At 64.3% G+C, this 26,006-nt stretch carries 25 protein-coding genes; 11 read left to right on the plus strand and 14 right to left on the minus strand.

The genetic code is table 11. The features are described from left to right. Position 1: 1 nt before the first annotated feature. The gene (locus tag M2331_RS07680; RefSeq protein WP_181559731.1) at positions 2-766 is read right to left on the minus strand and encodes an alpha/beta fold hydrolase; all 765 of its coding nucleotides are present in this window, start codon (positions 764-766) and stop codon (positions 2-4) included. A 131-nt stretch (positions 767-897) separates the two neighbouring features. On the opposite strand from M2331_RS07680, the gene M2331_RS07685 reads away from it, so the two are divergent. From M2331_RS07685 to M2331_RS07695, 3 genes are read left to right on the plus strand one after another with little or no spacing between them, the layout of a single operon-like run. Next, positions 898-1,368 carry a MarR family winged helix-turn-helix transcriptional regulator gene (locus tag M2331_RS07685; RefSeq protein ID WP_181559732.1) on the plus strand — a complete coding sequence of 157 codons (471 nt, stop codon included), beginning with the start codon at positions 898-900 and terminating at the stop codon, positions 1,366-1,368. Then, positions 1,361-2,488: an HlyD family secretion protein gene (locus M2331_RS07690; RefSeq protein WP_181559733.1), complete on the plus strand. Its 1,128-nt coding sequence runs from the start codon at positions 1,361-1,363 to the stop codon at positions 2,486-2,488. The genes M2331_RS07685 and M2331_RS07690 overlap by 8 nt, the downstream gene beginning before the upstream one ends. A 14-nt stretch (positions 2,489-2,502) precedes the next feature. Further along, positions 2,503-4,044 carry a DHA2 family efflux MFS transporter permease subunit gene (locus M2331_RS07695; protein WP_181559734.1) on the plus strand — a complete coding sequence of 514 codons (1,542 nt, stop codon included), beginning with the start codon at positions 2,503-2,505 and terminating at the stop codon, positions 4,042-4,044. On the opposite strand, the gene M2331_RS07700 is transcribed toward M2331_RS07695, so the two are convergent. The 3 genes from M2331_RS07700 to M2331_RS07710 all read right to left on the minus strand — a co-directional run bounded on the left by M2331_RS07700 (position 4,034) and on the right by M2331_RS07710 (position 6,415). After that, a complete protein-coding gene (locus tag M2331_RS07700) occupies positions 4,034-4,687 on the minus strand; it encodes a DUF2238 domain-containing protein (RefSeq protein WP_181559735.1) in 654 nt (217 codons plus the stop codon). The genes M2331_RS07695 and M2331_RS07700 overlap by 11 nt on opposite strands. A gap of 5 nt (positions 4,688-4,692) precedes the next feature. Next, positions 4,693-5,718, minus strand: coding sequence for an aspartate-semialdehyde dehydrogenase (locus M2331_RS07705; protein WP_181559736.1), 1,026 nt, complete (start codon positions 5,716-5,718; stop codon positions 4,693-4,695). Between the two features lie 112 nt (positions 5,719-5,830). Beyond that, on the minus strand, positions 5,831-6,415 hold the full coding sequence (locus M2331_RS07710) for a hypothetical protein (protein WP_181559737.1): 585 nt from the start codon (positions 6,413-6,415) through the stop codon (positions 5,831-5,833). Between the two features lie 122 nt (positions 6,416-6,537). On the opposite strand from M2331_RS07710, the gene dapF reads away from it, so the two are divergent. The 5 genes from dapF (at position 6,538) to M2331_RS07735 (ending at position 11,016) form a co-directional block, all read left to right on the plus strand. Next, positions 6,538-7,368: a diaminopimelate epimerase gene (gene dapF / locus M2331_RS07715; RefSeq protein ID WP_181559738.1), complete on the plus strand. Its 831-nt coding sequence runs from the start codon at positions 6,538-6,540 to the stop codon at positions 7,366-7,368. Then, on the plus strand, positions 7,365-8,705 hold the full coding sequence (gene mtaB, locus M2331_RS07720; protein WP_181559739.1) for a tRNA (N(6)-L-threonylcarbamoyladenosine(37)-C(2))-methylthiotransferase MtaB: 1,341 nt from the start codon (positions 7,365-7,367) through the stop codon (positions 8,703-8,705). Before dapF ends, mtaB begins: the two co-directional genes overlap by 4 nt. Beyond that, entirely contained in the window at positions 8,698-9,630 is a 933-nt protein-coding gene (gene ftsY, locus M2331_RS07725) for a signal recognition particle-docking protein FtsY (protein ID WP_181559740.1), read from the plus strand. Before mtaB ends, ftsY begins: the two co-directional genes overlap by 8 nt. Beyond that, positions 9,620-10,264: an inner membrane-spanning protein YciB gene (locus M2331_RS07730; RefSeq protein ID WP_181559741.1), complete on the plus strand. Its 645-nt coding sequence runs from the start codon at positions 9,620-9,622 to the stop codon at positions 10,262-10,264. The genes ftsY and M2331_RS07730 overlap by 11 nt, the downstream gene beginning before the upstream one ends. Before the next feature lie 143 nt (positions 10,265-10,407). After that, positions 10,408-11,016, plus strand: a complete 609-nt coding sequence (locus M2331_RS07735) for a class I SAM-dependent methyltransferase (RefSeq protein ID WP_181559742.1) — start codon at positions 10,408-10,410, stop codon at positions 11,014-11,016. Here the strand turns inward: M2331_RS07735 and M2331_RS07740 are convergent. Next, complete coding sequence (locus M2331_RS07740) at positions 10,985-12,166, minus strand: phospholipase D-like domain-containing protein (RefSeq protein ID WP_181559743.1); 1,182 nt, start codon at positions 12,164-12,166, stop codon at positions 10,985-10,987. The genes M2331_RS07735 and M2331_RS07740 overlap by 32 nt on opposite strands. Before the next feature lie 200 nt (positions 12,167-12,366). Here M2331_RS07740 and rpoZ point away from each other — a divergent pair, with 200 nt between their 5' ends. After that, positions 12,367-12,711 (plus strand): DNA-directed RNA polymerase subunit omega, encoded by a 345-nt coding sequence (rpoZ, locus tag M2331_RS07745; RefSeq protein WP_181559744.1) that lies wholly within the window; start codon positions 12,367-12,369, stop codon positions 12,709-12,711. An 82-nt stretch (positions 12,712-12,793) separates the two neighbouring features. Here the strand turns inward: rpoZ and M2331_RS07750 are convergent, their stop codons facing one another. From M2331_RS07750 to M2331_RS07785, 8 genes are all read right to left on the minus strand, one after another. Continuing rightward, positions 12,794-13,429 (minus strand): DUF3800 domain-containing protein, encoded by a 636-nt coding sequence (locus M2331_RS07750; RefSeq protein WP_181559745.1) that lies wholly within the window; start codon positions 13,427-13,429, stop codon positions 12,794-12,796. 109 nt (positions 13,430-13,538) lie between these two features. Next, complete coding sequence (ftsH, locus tag M2331_RS07755) at positions 13,539-15,488, minus strand: ATP-dependent zinc metalloprotease FtsH (protein ID WP_181559746.1); 1,950 nt, start codon at positions 15,486-15,488, stop codon at positions 13,539-13,541. Positions 15,489-15,558: 70 nt separating this feature from the next. Continuing rightward, positions 15,559-16,446, minus strand: a complete 888-nt coding sequence (gene tilS / locus M2331_RS07760) for a tRNA lysidine(34) synthetase TilS (protein WP_264592328.1) — start codon at positions 16,444-16,446, stop codon at positions 15,559-15,561. Positions 16,447-16,498: 52 nt separating this feature from the next. After that, positions 16,499-17,437 (minus strand): tetratricopeptide repeat protein, encoded by a 939-nt coding sequence (locus tag M2331_RS07765; protein ID WP_181561421.1) that lies wholly within the window; start codon positions 17,435-17,437, stop codon positions 16,499-16,501. 120 nt (positions 17,438-17,557) lie between these two features. After that, positions 17,558-18,415 carry a helix-turn-helix domain-containing protein gene (locus M2331_RS07770; protein ID WP_319800984.1) on the minus strand — a complete coding sequence of 286 codons (858 nt, stop codon included), beginning with the start codon at positions 18,413-18,415 and terminating at the stop codon, positions 17,558-17,560. A 107-nt stretch (positions 18,416-18,522) separates the two neighbouring features. Then, a complete protein-coding gene (gene ptsP / locus M2331_RS07775) occupies positions 18,523-20,823 on the minus strand; it encodes a phosphoenolpyruvate--protein phosphotransferase (protein ID WP_181559749.1) in 2,301 nt (766 codons plus the stop codon). Positions 20,824-21,168: 345 nt separating this feature from the next. Further along, positions 21,169-22,179 carry an NAD(P)H-dependent flavin oxidoreductase gene (locus M2331_RS07780; protein ID WP_181559750.1) on the minus strand — a complete coding sequence of 337 codons (1,011 nt, stop codon included), beginning with the start codon at positions 22,177-22,179 and terminating at the stop codon, positions 21,169-21,171. Positions 22,180-22,297: 118 nt separating this feature from the next. After that, the gene (locus tag M2331_RS07785; protein WP_181559751.1) at positions 22,298-23,557 is read right to left on the minus strand and encodes an aspartate kinase; all 1,260 of its coding nucleotides are present in this window, start codon (positions 23,555-23,557) and stop codon (positions 22,298-22,300) included. Positions 23,558-23,663: 106 nt separating this feature from the next. Here M2331_RS07785 and ubiG point away from each other — a divergent pair, with 106 nt between their 5' ends. Both ubiG and M2331_RS07795 read left to right on the plus strand, forming a co-directional pair. Next, positions 23,664-24,434 carry a bifunctional 2-polyprenyl-6-hydroxyphenol methylase/3-demethylubiquinol 3-O-methyltransferase UbiG gene (gene ubiG / locus M2331_RS07790; RefSeq protein ID WP_181559752.1) on the plus strand — a complete coding sequence of 257 codons (771 nt, stop codon included), beginning with the start codon at positions 23,664-23,666 and terminating at the stop codon, positions 24,432-24,434. Beyond that, positions 24,434-25,618 carry a mechanosensitive ion channel family protein gene (locus M2331_RS07795; protein ID WP_181559753.1) on the plus strand — a complete coding sequence of 395 codons (1,185 nt, stop codon included), beginning with the start codon at positions 24,434-24,436 and terminating at the stop codon, positions 25,616-25,618. The genes ubiG and M2331_RS07795 overlap by 1 nt, the downstream gene beginning before the upstream one ends. Here the strand turns inward: M2331_RS07795 and M2331_RS07800 are convergent. Beyond that, a complete protein-coding gene (locus tag M2331_RS07800) occupies positions 25,600-25,974 on the minus strand; it encodes a hypothetical protein (RefSeq protein ID WP_181559754.1) in 375 nt (124 codons plus the stop codon). The two genes, M2331_RS07795 and M2331_RS07800, sit on opposite strands and share 19 nt — an antisense overlap. Positions 25,975-26,006: the final 32 nt, after the last annotated feature.

Raw genomic sequence — 26,006 nt, forward strand, 5'->3', positions numbered from 1 at the left:
GTCAACCCGCGAGATAATCGGCGATGGCCTGTCCGAATTCCGGTTTGGTGATCGCTGTCATATGGGTGCCGGGGCATGTCCCGCGCTGTGCATTGGGCAGAGCCGCGACCAGCGCATCAGCCGACCCATTATCGTCATCATCCTCGCCGCACAGCACCAGGGTCGGCATCGTCACCTTGGCCAGCACCGCGCGATCCATATCGCTCATGCTCATCAGCAGCAGTCGCAAGGCGACCGGATCGATCTTCATAGTCTTCATGAACTGGATGGCCATATAGTCGCGGTCGCCCGGCCGCACTGTCTCGAAATGATCGAGTGCGTTGAGAAAGAACTGCCGGCGGCGCGTCCACTCCAGCAGGCCTTCCAGGCCCATGCCGCCGAGCACCAGCCTGCGAGGCGTCATGCCCCGGTCGATCAGTCCCAGGCACAGCCGCGCACCCATGGAATAGCCGACGAGATCGAACTGCGTGACGCCCAGCGCGCCGATCACCGCTCCCATGTCGAGCAGCATCACGTCCTGCGGATAGGCATCGGCATCCGTCGGCGCATCGCTGCTGCCATGCACGCGCTGATCGATCATGATCGCCTCGAAACCGGCATCGGCGATTTTCTGGGCCGTGCCATATCGCTGCCAGTTGATTTGCGCGCTGGAACTAAGGCCATGCAGCATGATGACCGCCGGCCCATCGCCGAGCCGATGGACGGCGATGCGCGTGCCGCCATGGCCCTGAAGATGGTCGAGGCGGATCGTCGATGTGTCTGTCATCGCCCGATTGTGGCGGAGATGGGGTCCGAAAGGCAAGGCGAATACGCGGGAAATGAGCGCGCCGTCCCGTCGGCGGGGTACAGAGTCTGGACTTGCTTTTAATAAGCCCGCTTACTAAATGCGCCGGCATTATGGACGGCAATCATCTCGCCTTTGCGATCGGCGACCTCGGACGCCTGTATCGCCGCCGGTTCGACGAGCGCACCCGCAGCCTTGGCATTACCGGGCCGCAGATGCGCGCGCTCGCGCAGATCATGCGCTTTCCGGGCATCAACCAAGGCGCGCTTGCCGAGCGGCTGGATGTCGAGCCGATCACGACCTGCCGCATGGTGGACCGTCTCGAGCAGGCCGACATGGTCGAGCGCCGCCGTGATCCGCAGGATCGCCGCGCCTGGCAGCTGTTCCTGACCGAGGCGGCCAAGCCGCTCGCCGCCGAATTGCAGCAGATCGGCCAGCGGGTTCTGAATGAATCGCTCGCCGGCATTTCAGCGGCGGATCAGGAAACCGTGCTTTCCGTGCTCTGCCGCATCCGCGACAATCTTTCCGGTGATAGCCAGCCTGCCACTGACGAGGCCGCAAAGGAGGCGGCAGTCCATGTCTGAAGCCGATCCTGCCCTGCGTCCGACCGCTCAGGCGCCTGCGCCTGCCGAGACCGTGGCCGCACCCGATGAATCAGCCGCAGCGGAGCCGCGCGGCAAGCGCTTGCGCAACCGCCTGCTCATGATTTCGGTGCCGCTGATCATTCTGGCGGTGGGCGCGTGGTTCTGGGCGACAAGCGGGCGCACCGTGTCGACCGACAATGCCTATGTAAAGCAGGACATCGTGGCAGTCGGCAGTGATGTCGCAGGGCGGATCATCGAGGTGAAGGTTCGCGAGAACCAGATGGTGAAGGCCGGAGACGTGCTGTTCGTCGTCGACCAGCAGCCCTACAAGGTCGCGCTCCAGCAGGCCAACGCCCAGATCGCCAATGCGCAGGTCGCAGTCGGCCGTCTCCGCACGGATTTTCAGGCAACGAATGTCGACATCACCGGTGCGCGTGAGGACGTCTATTACGCCCAGCAGGATCTCGACCGGCAGCAGGCGCTGATGAAGGACGGGTTCACCACACGCGCCCGTCTCCAGCAATCCCAGCAGGCGCTCGACAATGCCCGCACGCGGCTGCGCACGGCGGAAGCCGATGCCGCCAAGGCCAAGGCGGCGCTCGCCAACGGCGCGCAGGTGCCGGGCGTGAATCCTGAAATCGCCGCGGCGCAGGCCCAGCGCGATCAGGCCGCTCTCAACCTCGATCGCACCGTGGTCCATGCCCCGGTCTCCGGCCGGATCAGCCAGGCCAGTCGCCTGCAAGTCGGTCAGATGGCGGTGCAAGGTCTGCCACTGGTCAGCATCGTCGCAAGCGACCGGATCTGGGTGACCGCGAATTTCAAGGAAACCGATCTCGACAGGATGCGCCCGGGCCAGAGCGCGGACATCAAGATCGATGCCTATCCCGGCTCGCATATCCGTGGCCATGTCGATAGCATTGGCGCGGGCACCGGCTCTGAATTCTCGGTGCTCCCGGCCCAGAATGCCAATGGCAACTGGGTGAAAGTGACGCAGCGCGTGCCGGTGCGCATCGCTATCGACGGCCATCCGGAGCGGCCGATGATCGCGGGCTTGAGCGCGAAGGTGACGGTGGACATTCACGCGACCAAGGCCGGCGCCGCAGTCGCCTCCGCCCGCTGACGCAAACCGGCATCATGGCTCCTACGTCGGATCTTCCGCAACTGCAGGTGCGCCACAAGGCGCTGCTGACCATGGCGATCATGTCGGCCATGATCATGCAGGTGCTCGATACGACGATCACCAACGTGGCGCTGCCGCACATGCGCGCTTCGCTTGGTGCCAGTGACGAGACGATCAGCTGGGTGCTCACCAGCTACATCCTCGCCGCCGCCATCGCCATTCCCATCACCGGCTGGCTTGCGGACCGGATCGGGACGCGACGCCTGCTGCTGATTTCCGTCTTCGTCTTCGTGGTGGCCTCCGTGCTCTGCGGCATTGCGCAGAGCCTGACGGAAATGGTGCTGTTCCGCGCCCTGCAGGGTGTCGGCGGCGCCTTTGTCGGCCCGCTGGCACAGAGCCTGATGCTCGACATCAATCGCCCCTCCCAGCACGCCAAGGCAATGTCCGTCTATGGCATGGGCGTCATGATCGGCCCGATCATGGGGCCGGTGGTCGGCGGCTGGCTGACCGAGTGGATCGACTGGCGCTGGTGCTTCTTCGTCAACGTCCCTTTCGGCATCGTCTGCCTGGTCGGACTTTACGCTCTTCTCCCCGAGAAGCCGCTCCAGCGGCGGAACTTCGACCTGTTCGGCTTCGCGCTGATCGCCTTGGGTCTGGCGAGCCTCCAGCTCATGCTTGACCGCGGGCAACATGCCGACTGGTTCTCCTCGACGGAAATCTGGGTCGAGGCCGCTCTGGCCGTCAGCGGCCTGTGGATGTTCGCAGTCCACACGCTCACCGCCCGCAAGCCGCTCTTCGCCCCTGCCCTCTTCGCAGATCGCAATTTCCTGAGCGCCGCTGCGTTCATGTTCATCATCGGGCTGGTGATGTTCGCCGCCATGGCGCTGCTCCCGCCGCTGCTCCAGGGCCTCTATGGCTATTCGGTGGTCGACACCGGCTGGATTCTGGCCACGCGCGGTGCCGGTCTGCTGGCGGCCATGGCCCTTTCCAGCCGCCTGACCAGCCTCATCGATCCGCGCGTGCTGATTGCCGGCGGCTTCTCGGTCACGGCCAGTTCTTTGTGGATGATGACCGGCTGGTCACTGGAGCAGAATTGGGTGCCGTTCGTGGTCACCGGCGTGGTTCAGGGGGCCGGTATCGGCATCGTATTCGTGCCCCTGCAGATGCTCGCCTTCGGCACCCTGCCACCCGGCGCCCGCACCGAGGGCGCCGCCGTGCTCAACCTCACCCGGAACATCGGCTCGTCCATTGGTATCGCGGTGGTGATGGCGCTGCTGGCGCGCAACAGCCAGGTCAGCCATGCCGATCTCACGCAGCATATCTCGTCTGCCCATCTGCCGGTGGACCCGAGCGAGTTGCAGCGCTTCGGCAGCTTCGGCACGACCGTGCTCGCGACAATCGACGGGATCGTGAACCAGCAGGCGACGATGATCGCCTTCCTCGACGATTTCTACGCCATGGCCATCGTCAGCACGCTGATCATCCCGGCCGCCTTCTTCCTGCGCAAGCCCAAGCGGGGGCCAGGATCGCCCCCGCCGCCGCCGATCAGCGAGTGAGGGGACTCCAACGACCAATCGCAGCGCGTGAGATCAGACACGCGAAGCCGCTGCCGATCTGCGCAAGTGCCATGTCCTTCTGCGGGTCACACATGTCGCCTTGCTGGCCGTTATAATAATCGGCGGTATCGCCGGCGAGCATCAGCGTCAGTAGCCACTCGAACACTTCGTAGAGCGCACTAGCCAGACCTACCAACGCGAAGGCGAGCAGCCACGCCGTCCCGCGCCGCAACGCGCCATGCCGCTGGCCGATCTCGGCGAACACTGGCGTGAGGAGTAACCCGAACATAAGGTGGATGAACCGGTCATAGCCATTGCGCGCCGATCCCAGGAGAGCCGCTGCGGCATCGCCAGTGACCCCGGCGATCCAACCTTCGTAAGGCACGTAGGAATAGATATAACGTCCGCCAACCGTGTGCAGCAGCAGGAACAGCCAGATCAGTCCCACGCTGCGCACGGTGAGCGGCCAGCGGCGCAGCAGCCAGGGCGCCACAATCACCAGCAACACCGTCGGCGCATGTTGAAGCGGCGCCAGCGCCGGAAAGGGCTGATCGATATTGGCGAGCCCGACGGCAGAGAGCAGCGATCCGAGTAGCCCCCATTGCAATGCGGGCAAGGCTTCGCGCGCTCGAGCCCGGCCCATTACGGTCAGCCCTTCTGCAGGTGCTTGCGGCCGAGCAGTTCGGCGATCTGCACCGCATTCAGCGCTGCGCCCTTGCGCAGATTATCCGAGACGCACCAGAGCGACAGGCCGTTCTCGACGGTCGAATCCTCGCGCACGCGGCTGACGAAGGTCGCATAATCGCCTACGCACTCGACCGGGGTGACGTATCCGCCGTCCTCATGTTTGTCGACGAGCATCACGCCCGGCGCCTCACGCAGGATCTTCTGCGCTTCCTTCGCGCTGATCTCGTCCTCGAACTCGACGTTCACGGCCTCGCTGTGGCCGACGAATACCGGCACGCGCACGCACGTCGCCGTGACCTTGATCTTGGGATCGAGGATCTTCTTGGTCTCGACCACCATCTTCCACTCTTCCTTGGTGGAGCCATCGTCGAGAAACACGTCAATGTGGGGAATGACGTTGAAGGCGATCTGCTTGGTGAACTTCTTGGGCTCGGCGGAATCGCCGACGAAGATGTTGCGGCTCTGCTCGAACAGCTCGTCCATCCCCTCCTTGCCGGCGCCCGACACGGACTGATAGGTCGCCACCACCACGCGCTTGATCTTGGCGGCATCGTGCAGCGGCTTGAGCGCCACGACGAGCTGGGCTGTCGAGCAATTGGGGTTGGCGATGATGTTCTTGCGCTTGTAGCCCTCGATGGCCTCGGGATTCACTTCCGGCACGATAAGCGGCACATCCGGGTCCATGCGGTAGAGCGAGCTGTTGTCGATCACCACGCAGCCAGCAGCAGCGGCCTTGGGGGCATATTCCTTGGTCGGTCCGGAGCCGGCGGCGAACAGGGCCATATCCCAGCCCGTGAAATCGAAATGCTCGATATTCTTGACCTTGAGCATCTTGCCGGTCTCGCCGAATTCGATCTCGTCGCCGGTCGACCGCGCGCTGGCGACGGCCGCGATCTCGTCGATGGGGAACTCCCGCTCGGCAAGGATGTTGAGCATTTCGCGACCGACGTTGCCGGTGGCGCCTACGACGACGACACGATATCCCACAGGGGCTTCTCCAGCGGTTGAATGAGGGGAACTGCGGGCCGGATACCGCAAAAGGGCCGCAGAGGCAAAAGCGCAATCTTGTGGCGGGTACTTGTGACCCGCCGGTGAAGCGTCAGGGCTTTTCTGGTGGCGGCGCGCCGGTCAGCGCGCGCATATCCTCGTCTTTCCACGGTGCCGGCAGGCTGCTCTGCGGGCAGTAGCGCGCCTTGTTGGCCCAGCCGCTGTCCGATTGGGCCGCATAATTTTCCGCATCGGTCACGTCGTAGGTCCGGGTGCTGGTGCGCACCTCCTGCCGGTTCGCGATGGCATCGCCTTCGCCGCATGTCTCGGTCACCCGATAGGTGGTGGGTCCGGTTTTCTCGATGGTGCCGAAGGTGCAACTGTAGCGCGCGCCGCTATAGCCATTCCGGCCGATCAGCGTGACCGTGGCTTTGGAGGCTGACTCACACGCCGTTTCATTGGAAACATAATAGCCCAGCCGCAAGGGCAGGCCGCCGACGAGCACTTTGCCGGGTTCTGCGCTATTCGCCGCGCTATTGCCGGCGCTGTTCATCGCATTGGCTGCCTTGGCTTGCGATCCGACATCGCCTTCCAGCACGTTGAGGCTGTTCGAGACGTCCTCCGAGAGATTTGACCCGGATTGGCCGCAGGCAGAAAGAAGCGCCAGTGCCGCCACCAGGGTCAATCGTCTCATCATGCCTCCTCCATCTCATCAGCTTCGATAGAGAATGGGCGTTGGGGGCCGCAGTGACAACCCCGCGCGGCTGCATTTTTCCGCGAAACATGGACTTCGCCGCCTCGCGCGCCTAAATGCGCCGCATGTCTGCCAACCCCGCCCTTCTCTCCTTCGCCAAGATGCACGGCCTCGGAAATGACTTCGTGGTCATCGATGCCCGCGAGCGACCTGTCGTCATGACCGAGCAGCTGGCACGGGCCATTGCCGACCGTCGGACCGGGGTGGGATGCGATCAGCTGATCGTCGTCGGTGCCTCCGAGCGCGCCGATGTCTCCATGCGCATCTTCAACCAGGATGGCAGCGAGGTCGATGCGTGCGGCAATGCGACCCGCTGCGTGCCGCTGTTCGTGGGGCGGGACGTGACCATCGAGACCAATGCCGGACTGCTGGAGGCGCATCGCCAGGGTAATTTGGTCAGCGTCGACATGGGCGAGGCGCGGACGGATTGGGAGCAGGTGCCGCTGGCTTATGCCATGGACACGCTCACCATGCCGGTGAGCTGGGACGATCTGCCGGCGCCGTCCGCGGTGAGCATTGGCAACCCGCATGTGGTGTTCTTCGTCGATGCGCTGGATGATGTGGACATGGCGCGCCTCGGGCCGCTGATCGAGCATGATCCGCTGTTCCCAGCCCGCGTGAACGTGAATTTCGCGCAGATGCTCGCGCCCGACCATATTCGGTTGGTGGTCTGGGAACGCGGAGCTGGCTTCACCCAGGCCTGCGGGACCGGCGCCTGCGCGACGGCAGTCAGCGCGCTTCGCCGGCGGATCGCGCAAGGGCCGGTGCGGGTCAGCCTGCCGGGCGGCGATCTTCTCATCAATTGGGCGCCCGGCGGCCATATCAGCATGACCGGCCCGGCTGCCCATGTGTTCGATGGCACGCTCGATCCGACTGAGTTCGCACCCGCCGCATGACCGGCCCCGAGGTCATCACGCTCGGCTGCCGGCTCAACATTGCCGAGAGTGAGGCCATTCGCCAGCAACTGGGCGGGCGGGACGATCTTGTCGTGGTGAACAGCTGCGCGGTCACCGGCGAGGCCGTCCGCCAGACCCGCCAGGCCATTCGCCGCGCCCACCGCGCCCGGCCGGAAGCGCGCATCGTCGTCACCGGCTGCGCGGCGCAGACCGATCCGGCCATGTTCGCTGCTATGCCGGAGGTTGCCGCCGTGATCGGGAATGGCGAGAAGGCGGACTTTGCAGAGCATCTCCGGACCTCTCCGTTCGTATCGAGCGAAGTCGAGATACGGCCAGGCTCGTCCTCTGGTGTCTCGACTTCGCTCGACACGAACGGAGGGGAGATTTCATCGCCCGAGCGGGTCCGCGTCGCCGATATCATGACCCTCGAACATCAGGCGCCGCACCTGCTGGCCGCCTTTGCCGAGCGGGTCCGCGCCTTCGTGGTGGTGCAGAATGGCTGCGATCATCGCTGCACCTTCTGCATCATCCCCTTCGGCCGTGGACCGAGCCGGTCGGTGCCCGCCGGCGCCGTCGTGGATCAGGTCCGCGCGCTGGTGGATGAGGGCGTACAGGAAATCGTGCTCACCGGCGTCGACGTGACGAGCTATGGCCCGGACCTGCCCGGCACGCCCAGTCTCGGGCTGCTGGTCGAGCGCATCCTGCGCCATGTGCCCGATCTGCCCCGCCTGCGCCTCTCCTCGCTCGACGGCATCGAGATCGACGACCGGCTGTTCGACCTCATCTCCGGCGAACCGCGGCTCATGCCGCATGTCCATCTCTCGCTGCAGGCAGGCGACGACATGATCCTCAAGCGGATGAAGCGTCGGCATAGCCGTGCCCAAGCCGTCGATCTGGTCGAGCGCTTGCACGCGCGGCGCCCGGAGATCGCCATCGGCGCGGACATCATCGCCGGCTTCCCGACCGAGGATGACGCGATGTTCGAGAACAGCTTGGCGCTGGTTCGTAATTGCCGCATCGTTCACGGCCATATTTTCCCTTACTCGCCGCGTGACACCACCCCGGCTGCGCGGATGCCCCAGCTCGACCGGGGCGTAATCCGCGAGCGCGCCGCGCGGCTTCGGGCCGCCTGTGAAGCGGGACGGATGGCATGGCTTCGCGCCCTCGTCGGCTCCACCCAGAGCGTGCTGATCGAGACCAGCGGCCTCATCGGCCATGGCGAGAGCTTCGCGCCGGTCCGCTTTGCTACCCCACAAAAGCCCGGCGAGATCGTCCGCGCCCGCATCACGGGGCTTGAGGGAAACACGCTCATCGCGCATGGAGCCGTGCATGGCTGAACTTTCCTGGCGCGATCGCCTTTTCGGCGGCTTCAAACGCACTTCCGACCGGCTCGGCGAGAGCATTTCCGGCGTCTTTGCCAAGGCGGCGCTGGATGAGCAGACGCTCGATGAGCTGGAGGAAGCGCTCTACACCACCGATCTCGGGCCGGCGATGGCCGCGCGCATCCGTGACCGGCTGGCCGAGGGGCGCTTCAACAAGGAACTGACCGAGGAATATCTGCGCGAGATCCTCGCCGAGGAAATCGAGAAGGTGCTGACCCCGGTAGCCAGGCCCATCGAGATCGAGGCTTTCCCGCGCCCGCAGGTCATCCTGGTCATCGGCGTCAACGGCTCGGGCAAGACGACGACCATCGCCAAGCTCGCCCATCTGTTCCAGGAGCAGGACTACAGTGTGATGCTGGCGGCCGGCGACACCTTCCGCGCCGCAGCCATCGGCCAGTTGCGCATCTGGGCCGAGCGGTTGGGCGTGCCCATCGTCACCGGGCCGGAAGGCGGCGATGCGGCAGGCGTGGTGTTCGACGCGGTCAAGCAGGCGACCGCGCAGGGCACGGACATCCTTATCGTCGATACCGCCGGGCGGTTGCAGAACCGCACCGAGCTGATGGACGAGCTGGCCAAGATCCGCCGCGTGCTGGGGCGCCTCAACCCCGCCGCGCCGCATGATGTCGTGCTCGTGCTCGACGCGACGACCGGCCAGAATGCGCTGTCGCAGATCGAGATTTTCCAGAATGTCGCCAATGTCACCGGGCTGGTGATGACCAAGCTGGATGGCACGGCGCGGGGCGGCGTTCTGGTCGCGGCGGCCGAGAAATTCGGCCTGCCCATTCACGCCATCGGCGTAGGCGAGAAGATCGACGATCTGCGCCCCTTTGACCCCGGCGAACTCGCCCACGCCATTGCAGGAGCGGCTTATGCACGCTGACGACAAAGCCCCGCCCCGCGTGGACGCGACCATCGATTCCGCGCCGATCGCACCCGGCCCCAAGGGCGAAAGCTGGCTGCCGATGGCGCTTGATTTCGGGCCGCTGCTCGTCTTCTTCCTCGCCACCAAGTTCATCGGCATGTTTGCCGGCACCGCCGCCTTCATGGCCGCGATTGCGGTGGCCGTCGTGGTCAGCAAGTGGCGGCTGGGCAAAGTGTCGCCGATGCTCTGGCTCTCGGCGATCCTCGTCCTCTTCTTCGGCGCCCTGACGCTGTATTTCCACGATCCGGCCTTCATCCAGCTCAAGCCGACGATCATTTACGGCTTCTTTGCGCTGATGCTGATCGGTGGCTGGATGGGTGGCCGGCCATTGCTGCGCTACCTGCTGCAGTCGGCCTATAGCGGGCTGGATGAAACGGGCTGGCTCAAGCTCTCGCGCAACTGGGGCTTCTTCTTCGCGGCGCTCGGCGTGGCGAATGAACTGATGCGGATGTCGCTCGATTTCGATACCTGGCTGCTGGTCAAGGTCTGGGGCGTTACCGCTGCCTCGATGCTGTTCGCCATGGCCAATGTCCCCATGCTCATGAAGCACGGTCTGGAGCTGGGCGACAAGCAGAGCGGCCCAACAGCCTAAGACAAGCGCGCGATAAGAATTGGTGTCGGCCGAAGAATTTTAGCAATATTCTTCAAGGCTTAAGAAACGACCTTGCGCGTCGCGCGTTAATTTGTCACGTCAAAGAGAGGGAAGTCCGGAAAGTGACCGCAACGACGTTGGCAATGTCTCCCAAATTTTTGTTCCTTCAACAGTTCATCCGCCATCCGCGGATGGTAGGATCGGTGATCCCCACGTCCGACATCGCCATTCACGCCCTGCTCGATCCGGTCGATTGGCAGGATGTGCGTTGCGTCGTCGAATATGGGCCGGGCACGGGCGTGTTCACCCGGCGCATTCTTGAGCGGCTTGGGCCGGACGCGCGGCTGATCGCCATCGATACCAATCCCATGTTCGTAACCCACCTGCGCCAGCACATGGCGGACCCAAGGCTGATCTGCGTGGAAGGATCGGCCGCCGATGTGGAAGCCATTCTCGCACGTGAGGGTTTCGAGGCCGCGGATTACATCATCTCCGGCCTGCCCTTTTCCACCCTGCCCCCCGCTGTCGCCGACGACATCGCTGCCGCAACGGCGCGCGCCATCCGTCCGGGCGGGCAGTTTCTCGTCTATCAATATTCGCGCTTCGTGCTCTCACGCCTTGAAGCCAATTTCGCGAATGTCGCGCAAGGCATGGTGTGGCGATGCATTCCCCCTGCCCGCCTATTCTGGGCCCGCAAGGGAAACGAAGCGGGCGCGGCGCTTAGCGACGCCGAAAGTTTAGCCGTCGCGTAACGGTATAGTCGGCCACGCCGACCAGAAGATAATCAATCCACCAGCGAAACCGACTGAATGGACTGGCGAGCGCCGCATAAGTGCGGCCGTCGATGACCGTGCTGTCCTTCGCCATCGTGTCGACCAGCGCGCGCGCGGCGCGGGCAAATTCGGCATCCTCGATGCGCAGCATCAGCTCCAGATTGAGGAACAGGCTGCGCATATCGAAATTGGCTGATCCCACATAGACGACGTCATCGATGACGATCAGCTTCATGTGCAGCTTCTGCGGCTGATATTCCATGATTTGCACCCCGGCCCGCAGCAGCCGCCGATAAAGGTGGCGGGCAGCACCGACCGTGGTGGTGTTGTCGGATCGCTCAGGGGTGATGAGCCGGGCGCTCCCGCGCTGGGCGATGCCCGCTATGCGGCGCATGATGCCGGGGCTCGGGGAGAAATAGGCCGCCACCAGATCGAGCGTGCAGCCATGGTGCAAATCCGTCTTCACACACTTGGCCCAGCTGTTTAGAAAGCGCGTCGGTCCCCCGATCAGCCAGCGCGCCTTTCCTTCGCCGGGCTGCCAGGTGCGGACCAGCCGGCGCAGATGGCTGAACCGCTGCCGGCTCTCCAGGCTCCACTTCGCCAATCCCTCATACCATCGGCCGAGATCTTCGACGAGCGGTCCTTCCAGCGTGAGGCCGAGGTCGCACCAGCCGTCTGCGTCCTCGGGGCCGGCGAAGTAGCTGTTCTCGCAATTGAACCCGCCGATCATCGCCCGGCGGCCGTCGCAGATCACGATCTTCTGATGATTGCGGATCAGGTAGCGCATGGATCGGCGCGCGCCGAACCGGGCGAAACGCCCGCCAGCACAGATGAAGGCATCGAAGAAACCATCGGGCGTCCGCGCCGATCCGAACGCGTCGATCATCAGTGTGACAGCGACGCCGCGCTTGCAGGCCTCGACCAGAGCGTCACGGATCAGCCTGCTGCAGTCGTCGGACGCGAAAATATAAAAATAGAGGTCGAGCGTCTCGCGCGCGTTGCCAATCAGGTTGAGCAGCGTATCGAGCCGGTCCTGCCCGCCGGGCAGCAACCTAAGCTTGTTACCGGCCACCTCGTGCAGGCGATCATCCTGCACACGCGGTGCCAGCGTAGAGACGTTGCCTGTCATGCCCCCCTCATGCGTCAACCACCCTGCCTTGCCAACCATCACGCGCATCCCACCCTTTCAATGCCGGATGGACGCTATTGTTTCCATGATCGCAACGCCGCGAGCCTCCCATCGCCCCTGCGATTTTCTTGACTTTCGCTCCCTCGACTGTTAGCCGACAGCCTTTCCCGCATTCTCCTTAATCTGTTCAGGAGCCAAGCATGGCGCGCGTTACTGTCGAAGATTGCATCGACAAGGTTCCCAACCGGTTCGACCTCGTTCTCCTGGCGGCGCAGCGCGCCCGGACCATCTCCGGTGGCGCCGAACTGACCGTTGATCGGGATCGCGACAAGAACCCGGTCGTGGCTCTGCGCGAGATCGCCGAAGAGACGATCATGCCGGACGACCTCAAGCACGACCTCGTCGGCTCGATGCAGAAGATGCAGATCGACGACGACGACACGCCGGACGAAATCGGCTCGATCGCACGCTCTGCCGAGGCGCTGCGCCTCACGGCTGCGACGCCGCCGCGCTCGCACAGCCTGGGTGCCGATTACGACGGCTAAGCCCCCAGAACATCAGATTGAAAGGCGGTTTCGGCACAGTCGAAGCCGCCTTTTTTGATGCGGCTAGGGACTGAATTCGATGTCAATCGTGCCTTGCCGCGACCGGATGCGGCGCGCGGGGTGCCGGCCTGTGGCGCAAATCGCTGGTTTGCAGCACGCCGCCTGCAAGAAAGGGTTCGACGATCGTCTCGATCCGCGCGGAGCGGCCAGACCGGATCGCGATGTTGTAGAAGCTGTTGGCGACGACATCGGCGATCTGCACCCCGGCCGAGCGCCGGCTGTCGATCATCTGCGCGCTGCCGCATCGCGCGAGCCTTTTGGCAATGTCGTGCCGCACGGATTCCAGCACCAGCGTGTCATAGCGACCCGCATCGATGAAGACCTGCAGACAATCCTCCTCCGCGTCCGGTCGCCATTCGTCCACCAGTTGGGTGAGCAGGGCGACATAGACGTCGAGGTCTTCGGGACGGCGTCCGGCGTCTTGCGGGTCGGCGCGGATGATGCAAATCTTGGCCCGGGCATCAAACCGGTCGAGCAGTTCGAAGAAGAAGGCGCGTTCGACAAGGCCGATCCGGCTGCCCTTGAGCTCACCGCGCAAACCCACAACCGCACGAAACCGAGCCAGCAGCCGGTCGGCGGCATCCGCCTCGATCTCGACGCCAGCCATGATCATGGCGCCCGCGGGAAGACTGCCGCTTTCGTCAATATAGATGGGCATCCGTCCTCCTGCGCCGCTTCTTGAAATGGCCGCCTGTTGAAATGAATGTCGCCGCAAAGCCCGTGGGCTCGCGGCGACAATCAGTCTTTCGTGTTCACCCTCATGAGGGTCAGACGTTTTGCGGCGTCGGATCGCTGATCGGGCCTTTGCGCTTGCCCGTCTTGGGGATCGACGTGCCCGTCACCGGGACCGGAGAGGGCCGGATCTTCTCACCACTCGGACGCACGAGTTCGCCCTTGTCGATCAGAGTCTTGATCTCGTCGCCCGAGAGCGTTTCGAACTCCAGCAGCGCATTGGCCAGCAGGTGAAGCTGGTCGAGATGATCGCTCAGCACCGTCTTGGCCCGATCATAACCGGATTCGACAACCTTGCGGATCTCCGCGTCGATCTTCTGCGCGGTTTCATTGGACATGTGCACGCGCTGGCTTTGCGAGTAACCGAGGAAGGTCTCGCCCTGCGGCTCCTCATATTGCAGCGGCCCCAGCTCGTCGGACATGCCCCACTGGGTGACCATGTCGCGCGCGAGCCGCGTGGCGTACTGAATATCGCCGGACGCGCCGGACGACACCTTCTCGTGACCGAAGATCACTTCCTCAGCCACGCGCCCGCCCATGGCGACCGCCAGATTGGCGTGCATCTTATCGCGGTGATAGCTGTAGCTGTCCCGCTCGGGCAGACGCATCACCATGCCCAGTGCGCGACCGCGCGGGATGATGGTCGCCTTGTGGATCGGATCGGACGCCGGCTCGTGGATCGCGACGATGGCGTGACCAGCCTCATGATAGGCCGTCATTTTCTTCTCGTCCTCGGTCATGACCATCGAGCGCCGCTCGGAGCCCATCATCACCTTGTCCTTGGCCGCCTCGAACTCGGCGCTGGCCACAAGACGCTTGCCGCGCCGCGCGGCCATCAGCGCCGCCTCGTTGACGAGATTGGCGAGGTCGGCACCGGAGAAGCCGGGCGTACCACGCGCGATCGTCCGCGCGTCGACGTCCGGCGCCAGCGGCACCTTGGCCATATGCACTTCGAGGATCTTGATACGACCCTCGATGTCCGGACGCGGCACGACGACCTGACGGTCGAAACGACCCGGGCGCAGCAGCGCCGGATCAAGCACGTCAGGCCGGTTGGTCGCGGCGATGATGATGATGCCTTCGTTCGATTCAAACCCATCCATCTCGACCAGCAGCTGGTTCAGCGTCTGCTCGCGCTCGTCATTGCCATTGCCCAGGCCCGCGCCACGATGGCGGCCAACCGCGTCGATCTCGTCGATGAAGACGATGCAGGGTGCGTTCTTCTTGGCCTGCTCGAACATGTCGCGCACGCGGCTTGCGCCGACGCCCACAAACATTTCGACGAAGTCAGAACCGGAAATGGTGAAGAACGGCACGCCCGCCTCGCCCGCGATCGCGCGCGCCAGCAGCGTTTTGCCGGTGCCCGGCGAGCCGACCAGCAGCGCGCCTTTTGGGATCTTGCCGCCCAGTCGCGCAAACTTGCTCGGGTCCTTGAGGAACTCGACGATCTCCTGAAGCTCCTCACGGGCTTCATCGATGCCAGCCACGTCGTCGAACGTCACCCGGCCCTGCTTCTCGGTGAGCAGCTTGGCCTTGGACTTGCCAAAGCCCATCGCGCCGCCGGCGCCGCCACCCTTCTGCATCTGGCGCAGAACGAAAAAGGCGATGCCGAGGATCAGGATGAACGGCAGCGACTGGTAGAGCAGGATCATCCAGAAGTTCGGCTGTTCTTCGGGCTGGCCGCTATATTTGACCTTATGCTCGTCCAGCAGCGCCGTGAGCTGCGGGTCCGGCACGGCGTAGGTGACGAAACGCTGATCGTTCTTGAGCACGCCACTGATCCGGTCCGGACCGATCGCCACTTCCTTCACCGCATCGGCGGAAACCCGGTCGCGGAAATCGGAATAGGCAATCGCGGTGCCGTTGTTGCTCATGCCCTTGCTGTCGAACACCGTCACGAACATCAGCAGCGCAAGAAACACGCCCGCCAATATGAGGGCGCTCTTGATCCATGGATTGCCTTGCGGCTCTTTGTTATCGTTCATCAACCACTCGCTTTCGCGGTCCAAAATAGGACTTCCTGCCCGGAACACAATGCCCGGAACGGCTTTGGGCTCAGCACGACCTGCGCGGTGGTGCCCGCCGCATCGTCCATCGCGCCCCTCCGGTGACAAGGCAGTCCGCCAAGGTGACGGTCTTACCATCGAAAAGTTGAACAAGCGCTTGATCCAGCGATGGCCCACGCGGTTTTTCTGCCTGCGGATTGAGATGGGCAATCATGCGCAAGATCAGGCGGCGAAGGAGCTCGGGCGGCAGGTCTGTTCGGTTGAGCTCGGCGCGATCCTCGGCCAGCATGAGGTGCTCGGTGGTGAGCCGGTCCAGCATCCAGGCGACGGCGTCCTCCGCCTCGCCCAGCGCTTCCAGCGCGCGGTTCATGCCACTGGGGTCAATCAGATTGCAGGCAGCCAGCGCCTGCCGAACTCTTACGCGGTCAAACCGCTGGTTCTCATTGCTCGGATCGTCGATGAACGGGACGTTTTCGCTCTTGCACCACGCGCGCAGATCAGCGCGGCGCTCATTGAGCAGCGGCCGCAGCAATGTCCCGCGCCGGGCCCGGATGGCTGACAGTCCCGCCACCCCTGCCCCGCGATTGAGCCGCAGGACCAGCGTTTCGAGCTGATCGTCCGCCTGATGCGCCGTCATCAGCCAGTCGAGGCCCCGCGCCCGCTGCCAGTCCTCCAGCAACGCATAGCGCGCCGCACGTGCCGCCGCCTGAAGATTGCCTTCGAGGGACTGTGCGACCGTCAAAATCGCGTGGGGGACGCCCTCGTTTTGGCACCAGCGGGCCACCATGGCTGCTTCCGCTGCGGAATCGGCTCGCAATCGGTGATCGACTGTCGCCGCCTCAACCTGCCCGGGCCAGCAACGCGCAGCCAGCGAGAGCAGCGCCATGCTGTCCGCTCCGCCCGAGACTGCGATGCCAACGCGCTCGTAGACTAGCAAAGCGCGCCCAAGCAGGTGCCGAACCGCCTGGGGCAATCGCTGCGCGAGCGTGTCAGCCACTACATTTGGCGCGGGTCCGGCCCTTGGTCATCATGTCGCGGACACTGGCCGGCATGTTGGCGCCGAACACTTCGTTCAGCTCGTCATAGGCGAGGCACGCGTCCTTCAGCCGGTTGAGCTGAATGAGCGACTCACCGACCCAGGCAAGGCTCTCCGCCGCGCGGTCGCCAGCCGGGCGCTGCCGGTAATTTTCGTAGAAGATCTTGGCCGCAGCCGCCGGCTTCTTGTCATCGAGAAACGCACGGCCGAGCAGATTATGGGCGCGGCTAGCGACCGGGTCCTTGCCATATTTGTCGACGGCCTGCTGCAGCTGCACCTGCGCCTCGGGGTAGAATTTCGCGGTCCAAAGGCGGAAGCCATAGGTGTAGCTATCCAGCGCGGCATTGCCGGTGCTGGGCCGCTCGACCGCCGCCACCGCCTCGGTGCGGGCCACGAGGGACGGCTGTGCGGCCGGACGCGGGGTCGCCGCCGGCGCAGCCTGGGCCGCGCGGTCGGGCAGCGGCGCGCTGGGCGGACCAAAGGGACTGGCCGGATCGACCGCCGGAGCAGCCTGCGCGGCGCTCATCGTCTTGAAATTCTCTTCCAGCTGACGAAGCCGGTGCTCATTCTCCTCGACCTGACCCGTGAGGCGAGCGAGTTGCGCTTCGACGGCGTTGATCCGCGCCGTCAGATCGGCAATCGGCGTCGTCGCGGGCGCGCCGGCTGCGACACCGGGCGTCGGCGCAGGCGGCGTGACTTCCGGCGCCATGATCTGGCCCGCCCCGCCGGGGAACACCTTGCGCTGCACGGCCCGCATTTCCTGCTCGAGCCGATCGACGCGGCCTTCCACCGTGCGCTGGGCGCTTGCCGGGGCACTGAAGAGCAGCGGCAAGCCGGCGCCGGCAAGGAGCAGGGCGCGGACAATCCCGCCGCCGGTCCGTTTACTGGTCATCTCGTGGGGGGAAAGCTCTGCTGCCATGGTGAAATTCCTGATATGTTCAAATCATGTTGGCCGGTGGCGGAGGCGCAATGAGCGCTCCCCCATCCGTTGGCGAGGCCGTGCCTGCTAGCATCAACCCGCCGGCGGTGCATCACCATTGCTGGTCTGCGATGCCGCCGGATCGGTGTCTGTGGGCTGAACGCGCCGTTCAAGCAAAGCCGCAGCCGTCAGCGGAACGTCCGATATCGTCCGCTCGGCAGTCCCGAGTGGCGGGATGGCCTGCCCGCCAACGGTCACCGCCAGCGCATCCGGGCGTCCGGTGAGGATCATCGGGTCCTGCGCCTCGGCCGGGACGGTGAAGCTCTTGTCCTTCTCCAGCGTCCCTTCGAAGAGACGCTTTCCGTCCGGCTGATAGATGCGCAGCCAAACCTCGTTTACCGCGGTCAGGACCACCGGGCCGTTTGGGCGTGCCTGTGCCGGGCTCTGCGCGGGCGCCGCCGATTTGTTGCGTGGATCGGCGATACGCGGCTCGGTCCGCTGCTCGATCGCAAGCTGGTCGTCAGTCGGCGGCGTGATGTACTGCGTCCGCCAGATCGCATAACCGCCCGCAAACAGCAGCGCGATCACGGCCGCGGCGATCACCAGATAGCGCGGTGGAACGCTGCTGGGATCGACCGGCTCCTCAATCTCATAAGGGTCCTGCTCGACGCCCATTTCCGCGATTTCTTCACGCACCTTGCTGACAAGGGCATGTTCGTCGATGCCGACCGCGCGGGCATAAGCGCGCGAGAAGCCCGCGCAATAGGTCGTTCCGGGAAGGGCCTGATAGTGACCGGCTTCCAGCGCGGTGAGATGGCGCAAGGTGATCCGCGTGCGGTTCGCAACATCATCAAGTGACATGCCCGCAGCCTCACGCGCCTGCCGCATCTGCCCCGATGCACTCAGTCCGCTGCGCGCGACCGTCTCTTTTTCGTTCGCATCTTCGCGCATTGAGGCCTTTTTCCGTCTATTTTCGGTCTTTTTGCCAGTTCCTTTGTTTCATCAGTCGCTATGCGGTGTCAACGCGCGAATTCGCTGGCGCAGCACCGCACAGGCTCTCAGCCGAGATCGACGCCGTTATCGTCGGCCCATTGCGACAGCGGCTCGCGAAGGTTGGCAACCCCGCCTTTTAGCAAATCGACCGTGACCTGCGACAAGGCCGTGAGGTCCACCGAGCGCACCATTGCCTTGACCGGGCCTATCGAGGCTGGCGTGATCGAAAGGCGGCGGATGCCAAGGCCGAGCAGGGCCATGGCTTCCAGCGTGCGTCCGCCCATTTCGCCACAGACCCCCACCGGCACCCCATGTTCGGAGCAGGTCCGCGTGACGCGTGCGAGAAAGCGAAGGATCGCAACGCTCAGCCAATCGTAACGCTCAGCCAGTTTGGGGTTGGCGCGGTCGGCAGCGAAGAGGAACTGGGTGAGATCGTTGGTGCCGATGGAGAGAAAGTCCAGGTCCGGCAGCACGAAGTCGAGCGCCTCGGCGAGCGCCGGCACTTCCAGCATCGCGCCATATTTGACGCTCTTGGGAAGCTTGCGGCCTCGCTTGGCGAGCCAGTCCTTCTGCTCGCGAAACAGCGTCATCGCTTGCGTCAGTTCCCATGGCTCGGAGATCATCGGGAACATGACATGCAGTGTCCGCCCGGCCGCGGCCTCCAGCAATGCCCGCGCCTGCGCCTTCATCAGGCCATCGCGCTCCAGCGCGAGGCGCACCGCGCGCCAGCCCATGGCGGGGTTTTCCTCATCGTCGGAATCGCTCTTGCGCAGATAAGGCAGCGCCTTGTCCCCACCGATATCGACCGTGCGGAATATGACCGGGCGGCTGCCCGCCGCATCGAGCACTTCCTTGTAGAGGCGCTGCTGGCGCTCGCGCTGCGGCAGGGTCGCTGAGACGAGGAACTGGAACTCGGTGCGGAACAGGCCGATCCCGTCGGCGCCCGTCACGTCCAGCGCGGCGACATCGTCGCGCAGGCCGGCATTCACCATCAGCTCGATGCGCTGGCCGTCCTTCGTCTCCGCCGGCAGATCGCGCTGGCCGGCATAGGCCGCGCGCCGCTTCTGCGTGAGCGCCAGGCCGCTCTCGAACGCCTCGTCCATCGGCTCGGAGGGGCGGATGTAGAGGCGGTTCTGATTCACGTCGAGCAGCAGCAGATCGCCCTCGTTGATCAGCGCCCGGGTGTTCTTGACCCGGCCCAGCACCGGCACCCCCATGGCCCGCGCCACAATGGTGACGTGCGCGGTCAGCGAGCCTTCCTCCAGCACGACGCCCTTCAAACGCCGCCGGTCATATTCCAACAACTCTGCCGGCCCCAGGTTGCGCGCGATCAGAATTGTGTCCTGCCGCAGCCCCAGTTGCGCAGCCGTGCCAAGCTGTCCCGCCACGATGCGCAGCAGGCGGTTGGAGAGATCCTCCAGATCATGCATCCGGTCCTGCAGCAGCGGGTCGTCGATCTGCCGCATCCGCATCCGGGTGCGTTGCTGCACCCGCTCGATTGCCGCCTCGGCCGTGAGGCCGGAGTCGATCGCTTCGTTGATCCGCCGCGACCAGCCTTCATCATAGGCGAACATCTTGTAGGTCTCGAGCACCTCCTTGTGCTCGCCGTCCATGCCGAACTCGGCCTGCCCGGCCATCCGCTCGATCTGCTCGCGCATCTTGGCGAATGCCGAATACACGCGCTGCCGCTCGACCTCGACATCCTCGGCAACGGTATGCTCGATGGTCACGCGCGGCTGATGGAACACCGCGTGACCGCGGGCCATGCCCATCACGAGCTGCAGGCCCGAGAGGATGCTCGCGCCCGTTTCGAGCGGGCGATCTTCGCCGGGATTTTCATCGACCAGATTGGCGTTATTGATCAGCTCGGCGAGCACCATCGCCACCGTCTGCAGCGCCTCGATCTCGACTTCTTCATAGCCGCGCGGGTCGAGATGCTGGACGCACAGCGCGCCAATTGCATTCTCACGACGCACGATCGGCACGCCGGCGAAGCTGTGGAAGCGCTCCTCGCCCGTTTCCGGCCGATAGGCGAAGTCGGGATGGCCCGACGCTTCCTCGAGATTGAGCGTTTCGACATTCTGGGCAATCGTGCCGACAAGCCCCTCGCCCGGCGCCAGGCGCGTGACGTGAACGGCCTCCTGCTTGAGGCCGCGCGTCGCGAACAACTCCAGCATGCCATCGCGCAGCAAGTAAATCGAGCAGACCTCGCTCGAAAGCTCCTGTCCGACGATCTCGACAACCTTGTTGAGCTTCACCTGGGTTTGCGTGCGCGCCGCCATCACCTCGTGGAGGCGAGAGAGAATTCTGCGCGCGGCTGTGGCCGCACTGCTCGATGGGGATTCCGGGCGCCGCGTTTGATCCATGCGTTCCTGCTATCAGAAACTGCCGCCGGGAACCAACCTCGTCTCGATCTTTCCGGGCGAGAAACCCGGCAAAGACGATGATGGAATGGTGAGCAGCAGAGGAAGAAAGCCAGTCGGAAAAGAAGGAGACCCGGCAGACACGCAAGCAGGCGTTGAAACGCGCAAAAATGCGCCCCTCATGCACCTGTCATTTGACGGGCCCTTCAGCACGGCACCTCTCCCGACGTCTTGTTCTTTTCGACGGTCGCACCAGTCGGCGCGTTCGCACCGCTGTAAACAGAACGCCGTGATATCGCTACCCGTTAACCAATGACCGACAGGCTGTCTGCGAGAGCAGCGCCGCGATCAGCCGACCCGGCGGGTCAAGGCTGCCCGCGCCTCTGCCATCAGGGTCGTGATGATCTCGGCGACGGGTTCTTCCTTCGTCACCATGCCCACGGACTGGCCGGCCATCAGCGAGCCATTTTCGATGTCGCCATCGATCACCGCCCGCCGCAGGGCACCGGCCCAATAATGCTCGATCTGGAGCTGCGCCTCGCCCATATCGACCTGGCCGTCGTCGAGCAGTTGCGCGACTTCGCGCTGCTTGGCGGTGAAGGCGTCGGTTCCGGCGTTGCGCAGGGCGCGCACGGGGATCACCGGTAGCCGCGAATCGATCTGCACGCTGGCAATGGCATCGCGCGCCGAAGCCCGGAAGAACGCCTTCTTGAAGTTAGCATGGGCGATGCTCTCGCTGGCGCAGGCAAAGCGGGTTCCGAGCTGCACGCCGGCCGCGCCCATGTCGAGATAAGCCGCGATCGCCTCGCCATGGCCGATGCCGCCGGCAACGAAGACCGGCAGCTCACTTGCCATCACCGGCAGGATTTCCTGTGCGAGCACGCTGGTCGCCACGGGGCCGATATGGCCGCCCGCTTCCATGCCTTCGATGACCAGCGCATCGACGCCCGACCGGTGCAGCTTCTTGGCCAAGGACAAGGCTGGGGCGAAGCAGATCACCTTGGCGCCGCTCGCCTTGATCGCCTCGATGCTGCCCTTGGGCGGCAGGCCGCCGGCCAGCACGATATGCGTCACCGAATGGCGGGCGCAGACTGCGATCAAATCGAACAGCTGCGGGTGCATGGTGATGAGGTTCACGCCAAAGGGCTTGTCCGTCATCGCCTGGGTCGCCGCGATCTCGGTATCGAGCAGATCCGGGGTCATCGCGCCGCACGCGATCAGGCCGAAGCCGCCGGCATTGCTGACAGCGGACACCAGATGCCGCTCGGACACCCAGCTCATCGCGCCACAGATGATCGCGGTCTCGCTGCCGAGAAATGCGGTGCCGCGGGCCATGAGGGAAGAAAGACGGTCGGTCATCACGATACCCAATCTGACCTTCCCACCGGGAAGTGACGGCAAAGAGGAGATCAGCAGCCGACCGAATGCCGGCACGCTGCCTCGGAGCCTCTCCCCAATGGAAGCGGCTCCAAATTGATCAAGCGGGCGCCTGCTCCGCGTCGAGACCGTAGGCGGTGTGGAGCACGCGAACGGCCAGTTCGGTTTCGTCCTCGTCGATCAGCACCGAGACCTTGATCTCGCTGGTGGAGATCGCCTCGATATTGATGCCACGCTCGGCCAGCGTCTTGAACATGGTCGCCGCGACGCCGGCATGGCTGCGCATGCCAACACCCACGACGCTGATCTTGGCGACCTGATCGTCGGTGATGATGCGACGAAAGCCGATCTCGTTCTGCAGCTTCTCCAGAATGTCGACGCTGCGCGCGAGGTCGGTACGGGGGACGGTGAAGGTCACATCCGTCTCCGCATTATCCTTGCTGTCATTCTGGATGATCATGTCGACATTGATGCTTGCGTCGGCCAGCGGGCCGAAGATGCTGGCAACCGCACCGGGTTTGTCTGGCACGCGCGTGACGATGATCTTGGCTTCGTTCTTGTCATGAGCGATGCCGGTGATGAGCTGCCGTTCCATGTCGCTTTCCTCAATTTCTGCTTCGCTGACGATCATCGTGCCGGGTTCGGGATCGTCCCCTGGCGCGTCGAAGGAGGAGAGCACCTGCACGCGCACCTTCTCCTTCATCGCCAGCGCGACGGACCGCGTCTGCAGCACTTTCGAGCCGACACTGGCCAGCTCCAGCATTTCCTCATAGGTGACCTTGTCGAGCTTGCGGGCCCGGCTGACGATGCGCGGATCGGTCGTGTAGACGCCATCGACATCTGTATAGATATCGCACCGATCGGCCTGCACGGCGGCCGCGACCGCCACGGCGGAGGTATCAGACCCGCCACGACCCAGGGTCGAGACCCGGCCGCTCTCCATCTGCCCCTGAAAGCCCGGAATGACCGCGACCTGCCCGGCGGTCATCGCCGCCAGCAGGCCTTCGGTCTCGACCGTGTCGATCCGCGCCTTGCTATGTGCCTCGCTCGTGCGGATCGGCAACTGCCAGCCCAGCCAGCTGCGCGCATCGACGCCCAGCGCCTTGAGCGTCATCGCCAGCAACCCGGACGTCACCTGCTCGCCGGCCGCGACAACCACGTCATATTCGGCGGGGTCGTAAAGCGGGCTGGCTTCCTTGCAGAAGTTGACCAGGCGATCGGTCTCGCCGGCCATCGCGGAAACGACGACGGCGACCTCGTTGCCGAGGCCAACCTCATGCTTCACCCGAAGCGCAACGTTGCGGATTCGCTCCATGCCGGCCATCGACGTGCCGCCAAATTTCATCACAATACGCGCCATGGACTTGCCGCGGACCTTTCTTGGACTATCAAGGGGGCATGAAATGCCGACGGATCGGTATTCACCGGCCTTCGAGCCGGCGCCCTATTAGTCAGCAGGATCGGCAATGGCAAGCGAACCGCACAGCAGCACCATCGACCCCAAAGAAGCCGCGCATTTCGGCGCGCACGCGGCCGATTGGTGGGACCCCAGTGGCTCCAGCGCCATGCTCCACAAGCTGGGGCCGGTGCGCCTTGGCTTCATCCGCGCCGCTATCGACGCGCACTGGGGTGGATCGGCCCAGGATCTGCGCCCGCTGGCCGGCAAGCGCGTTCTCGATGTCGGCTGCGGGGCCGGGCTGGTCGCCGAGCCGCTCGCCCGCATGGCCGGCGCCGTGACGGCCGTGGATGCGGCGCCAGAGAATATCGCCGTCGCCCGCGACCATGCCGCCGCAATGGGCCTGCCCATCGATTATCGCAATTGCGGGGTGGAGACGCTGAGCGATCCGCAATTCGACCTGATCACGGCGCTGGAAGTCATCGAGCATGTCATCGATCCGGCGATGTTCCTCTCCGCCATCGCGCGGCTGCTGAAGCCCGATGGGCTGCTGATTATCTCGACCCCAAACCGGACGCCGCTCTCCAGACTGATGGTGGTGACGCTGGCAGAGGGCTTCGGCCGCATCGCCAGGGGCACGCATGACGCAGCCCGCTTCATAACCCCGGAGGAGATGGAAGCGCTGCTGTCCGACCGTGGCCTGCACGTCACGGCGACCAAGGGACTGATGGCCGATCCGCGATATGGCTTCGTGCTCAGTGACAATCTGTCCGTGAACTACATTCTCTCTGCGGCGTTCTCATCGCACGACATCCCCCAATCTGCGAGCACGCCAGCCTGATGACTGCTGCCCCGACGACAACTTCATCCCACGCCAATCCCCTCCGCGGTCTCGAACATGCCATGACATGGCTGGGCGAGAACTGGATCGAGGTGGCGATCGCCGTGGCCATCGGCATCGCCATCTATTTTGCGCTGGGGCTGCTCAAGCGGATCGTGCAGCGCCTGCTGCTCAGGGCGGCACACAGCGCACCGATCATGGGCGTCGCGGCCAGTACCGTCGGGAAAACCGGGCATCTGTTCATGATGCTCATCGCGGCGCGCCTCGTCGTCAATTATTTCCCGGTGCCGCCGGCATTGTTCAATGCGATCAACTTCCTGTTCATCGTGGTGACGGCCTGGCAGATCGCGGTCTGGGTGCGCCACATGGCGCTCGGCTTCATCCAGATGCGCTCGGATCCGGAACTGGGCGGCAGCGAGGCTTTGGCCAATGCCAGCGGCCTCATCAAGGTTCTGCTCTCCATTGCGATTTTCGCCGTTGCGGCCATCGTCGTGCTGGACAATCTCGGCGTCAACGTCACGGGTCTGGTCGCCGGTCTCGGGATCGGCGGCATTGCCATTGGTCTTGCCGCTCAGGGCATTTTCTCGGACCTGTTCGCGTCGCTGTCGATCATTTTCGACAAGCCCTTCAAGGTCGGCGATGCAATCAATTTCGGTACGCAGACCGGCGTTGTGGAGCGCATTGGCCTCAAATCCACCCGCCTGCGCGTGGTGACGGGCGAACGCATGATCGTCTCCAATGCGCAATTGCTCAACAAGGAGATCACGAGCTACACCGGCCTCGATCGCCGGCGGGTCAAATTCGCCATCGGCGTCATCTACCAGACCGCACCCGCTGAAGCAGCGAAGATTCCCGATCTGCTGCGAGAGATCGTCAACGCGCATGGCGGCGACTTCGTGCGCTCGGGCTTCATCGGCTTTGGGGCCAGCTCACTGGATTTCGAGCTGGAGTTCGATGTGCACTCGCATGATTGGGATGAGGTTTACATGATCCGCCACGCGATCGGCCTCGATATTCTCGGCCGCTTCAATGATCTGGGGCTGGAATTTGCCTATCCCACGCAGACCACATTTACCGCCGATCCGTCCGGCAGGATGATCATGCCCTACCCTGTTCTTCACGAACTGCCGGGCGCTCTGGCCCCGCGCAGCGTCGGCAGCGCCGATCAGGCCACGTCGGAATAATAGCCGGCCCAGACATGGTTCTGCTTGCGCTCGATCCGCATGAGCGCAAGCACGGCGACCATCATCGCGAGCAGCGCCAGCGCGGTGAACACCGGCCAGACCGATTCCGGCGACACCATCAGGCTGAGCACGGCGCTCGCCATCAGCAGCGGCACGAACAGAACCGTCGCGAGCGCGGCGCGCTTGCGAGCTTTCTTGCGCTTGGGTGCCGTGCGCCAGAACCAGAGGCACAGGCCGACGCCAATCGCCGCAGGGACGATCTGCAGCCAGGCGAAGGGCATGCGATAGAGGAAATAGGCCGACACGCCGACAGTCGCGAGTACCACCAATAATGCGAGAATTCGTGCTAGGCGCACGTACAGCCTCCTCCAATCGCGACCCGGCAACT

The organism is Sphingobium sp. B10D7B, from assembly GCF_025961955.1.
Lineage (GTDB): Bacteria > Pseudomonadota > Alphaproteobacteria > Sphingomonadales > Sphingomonadaceae > Sphingobium.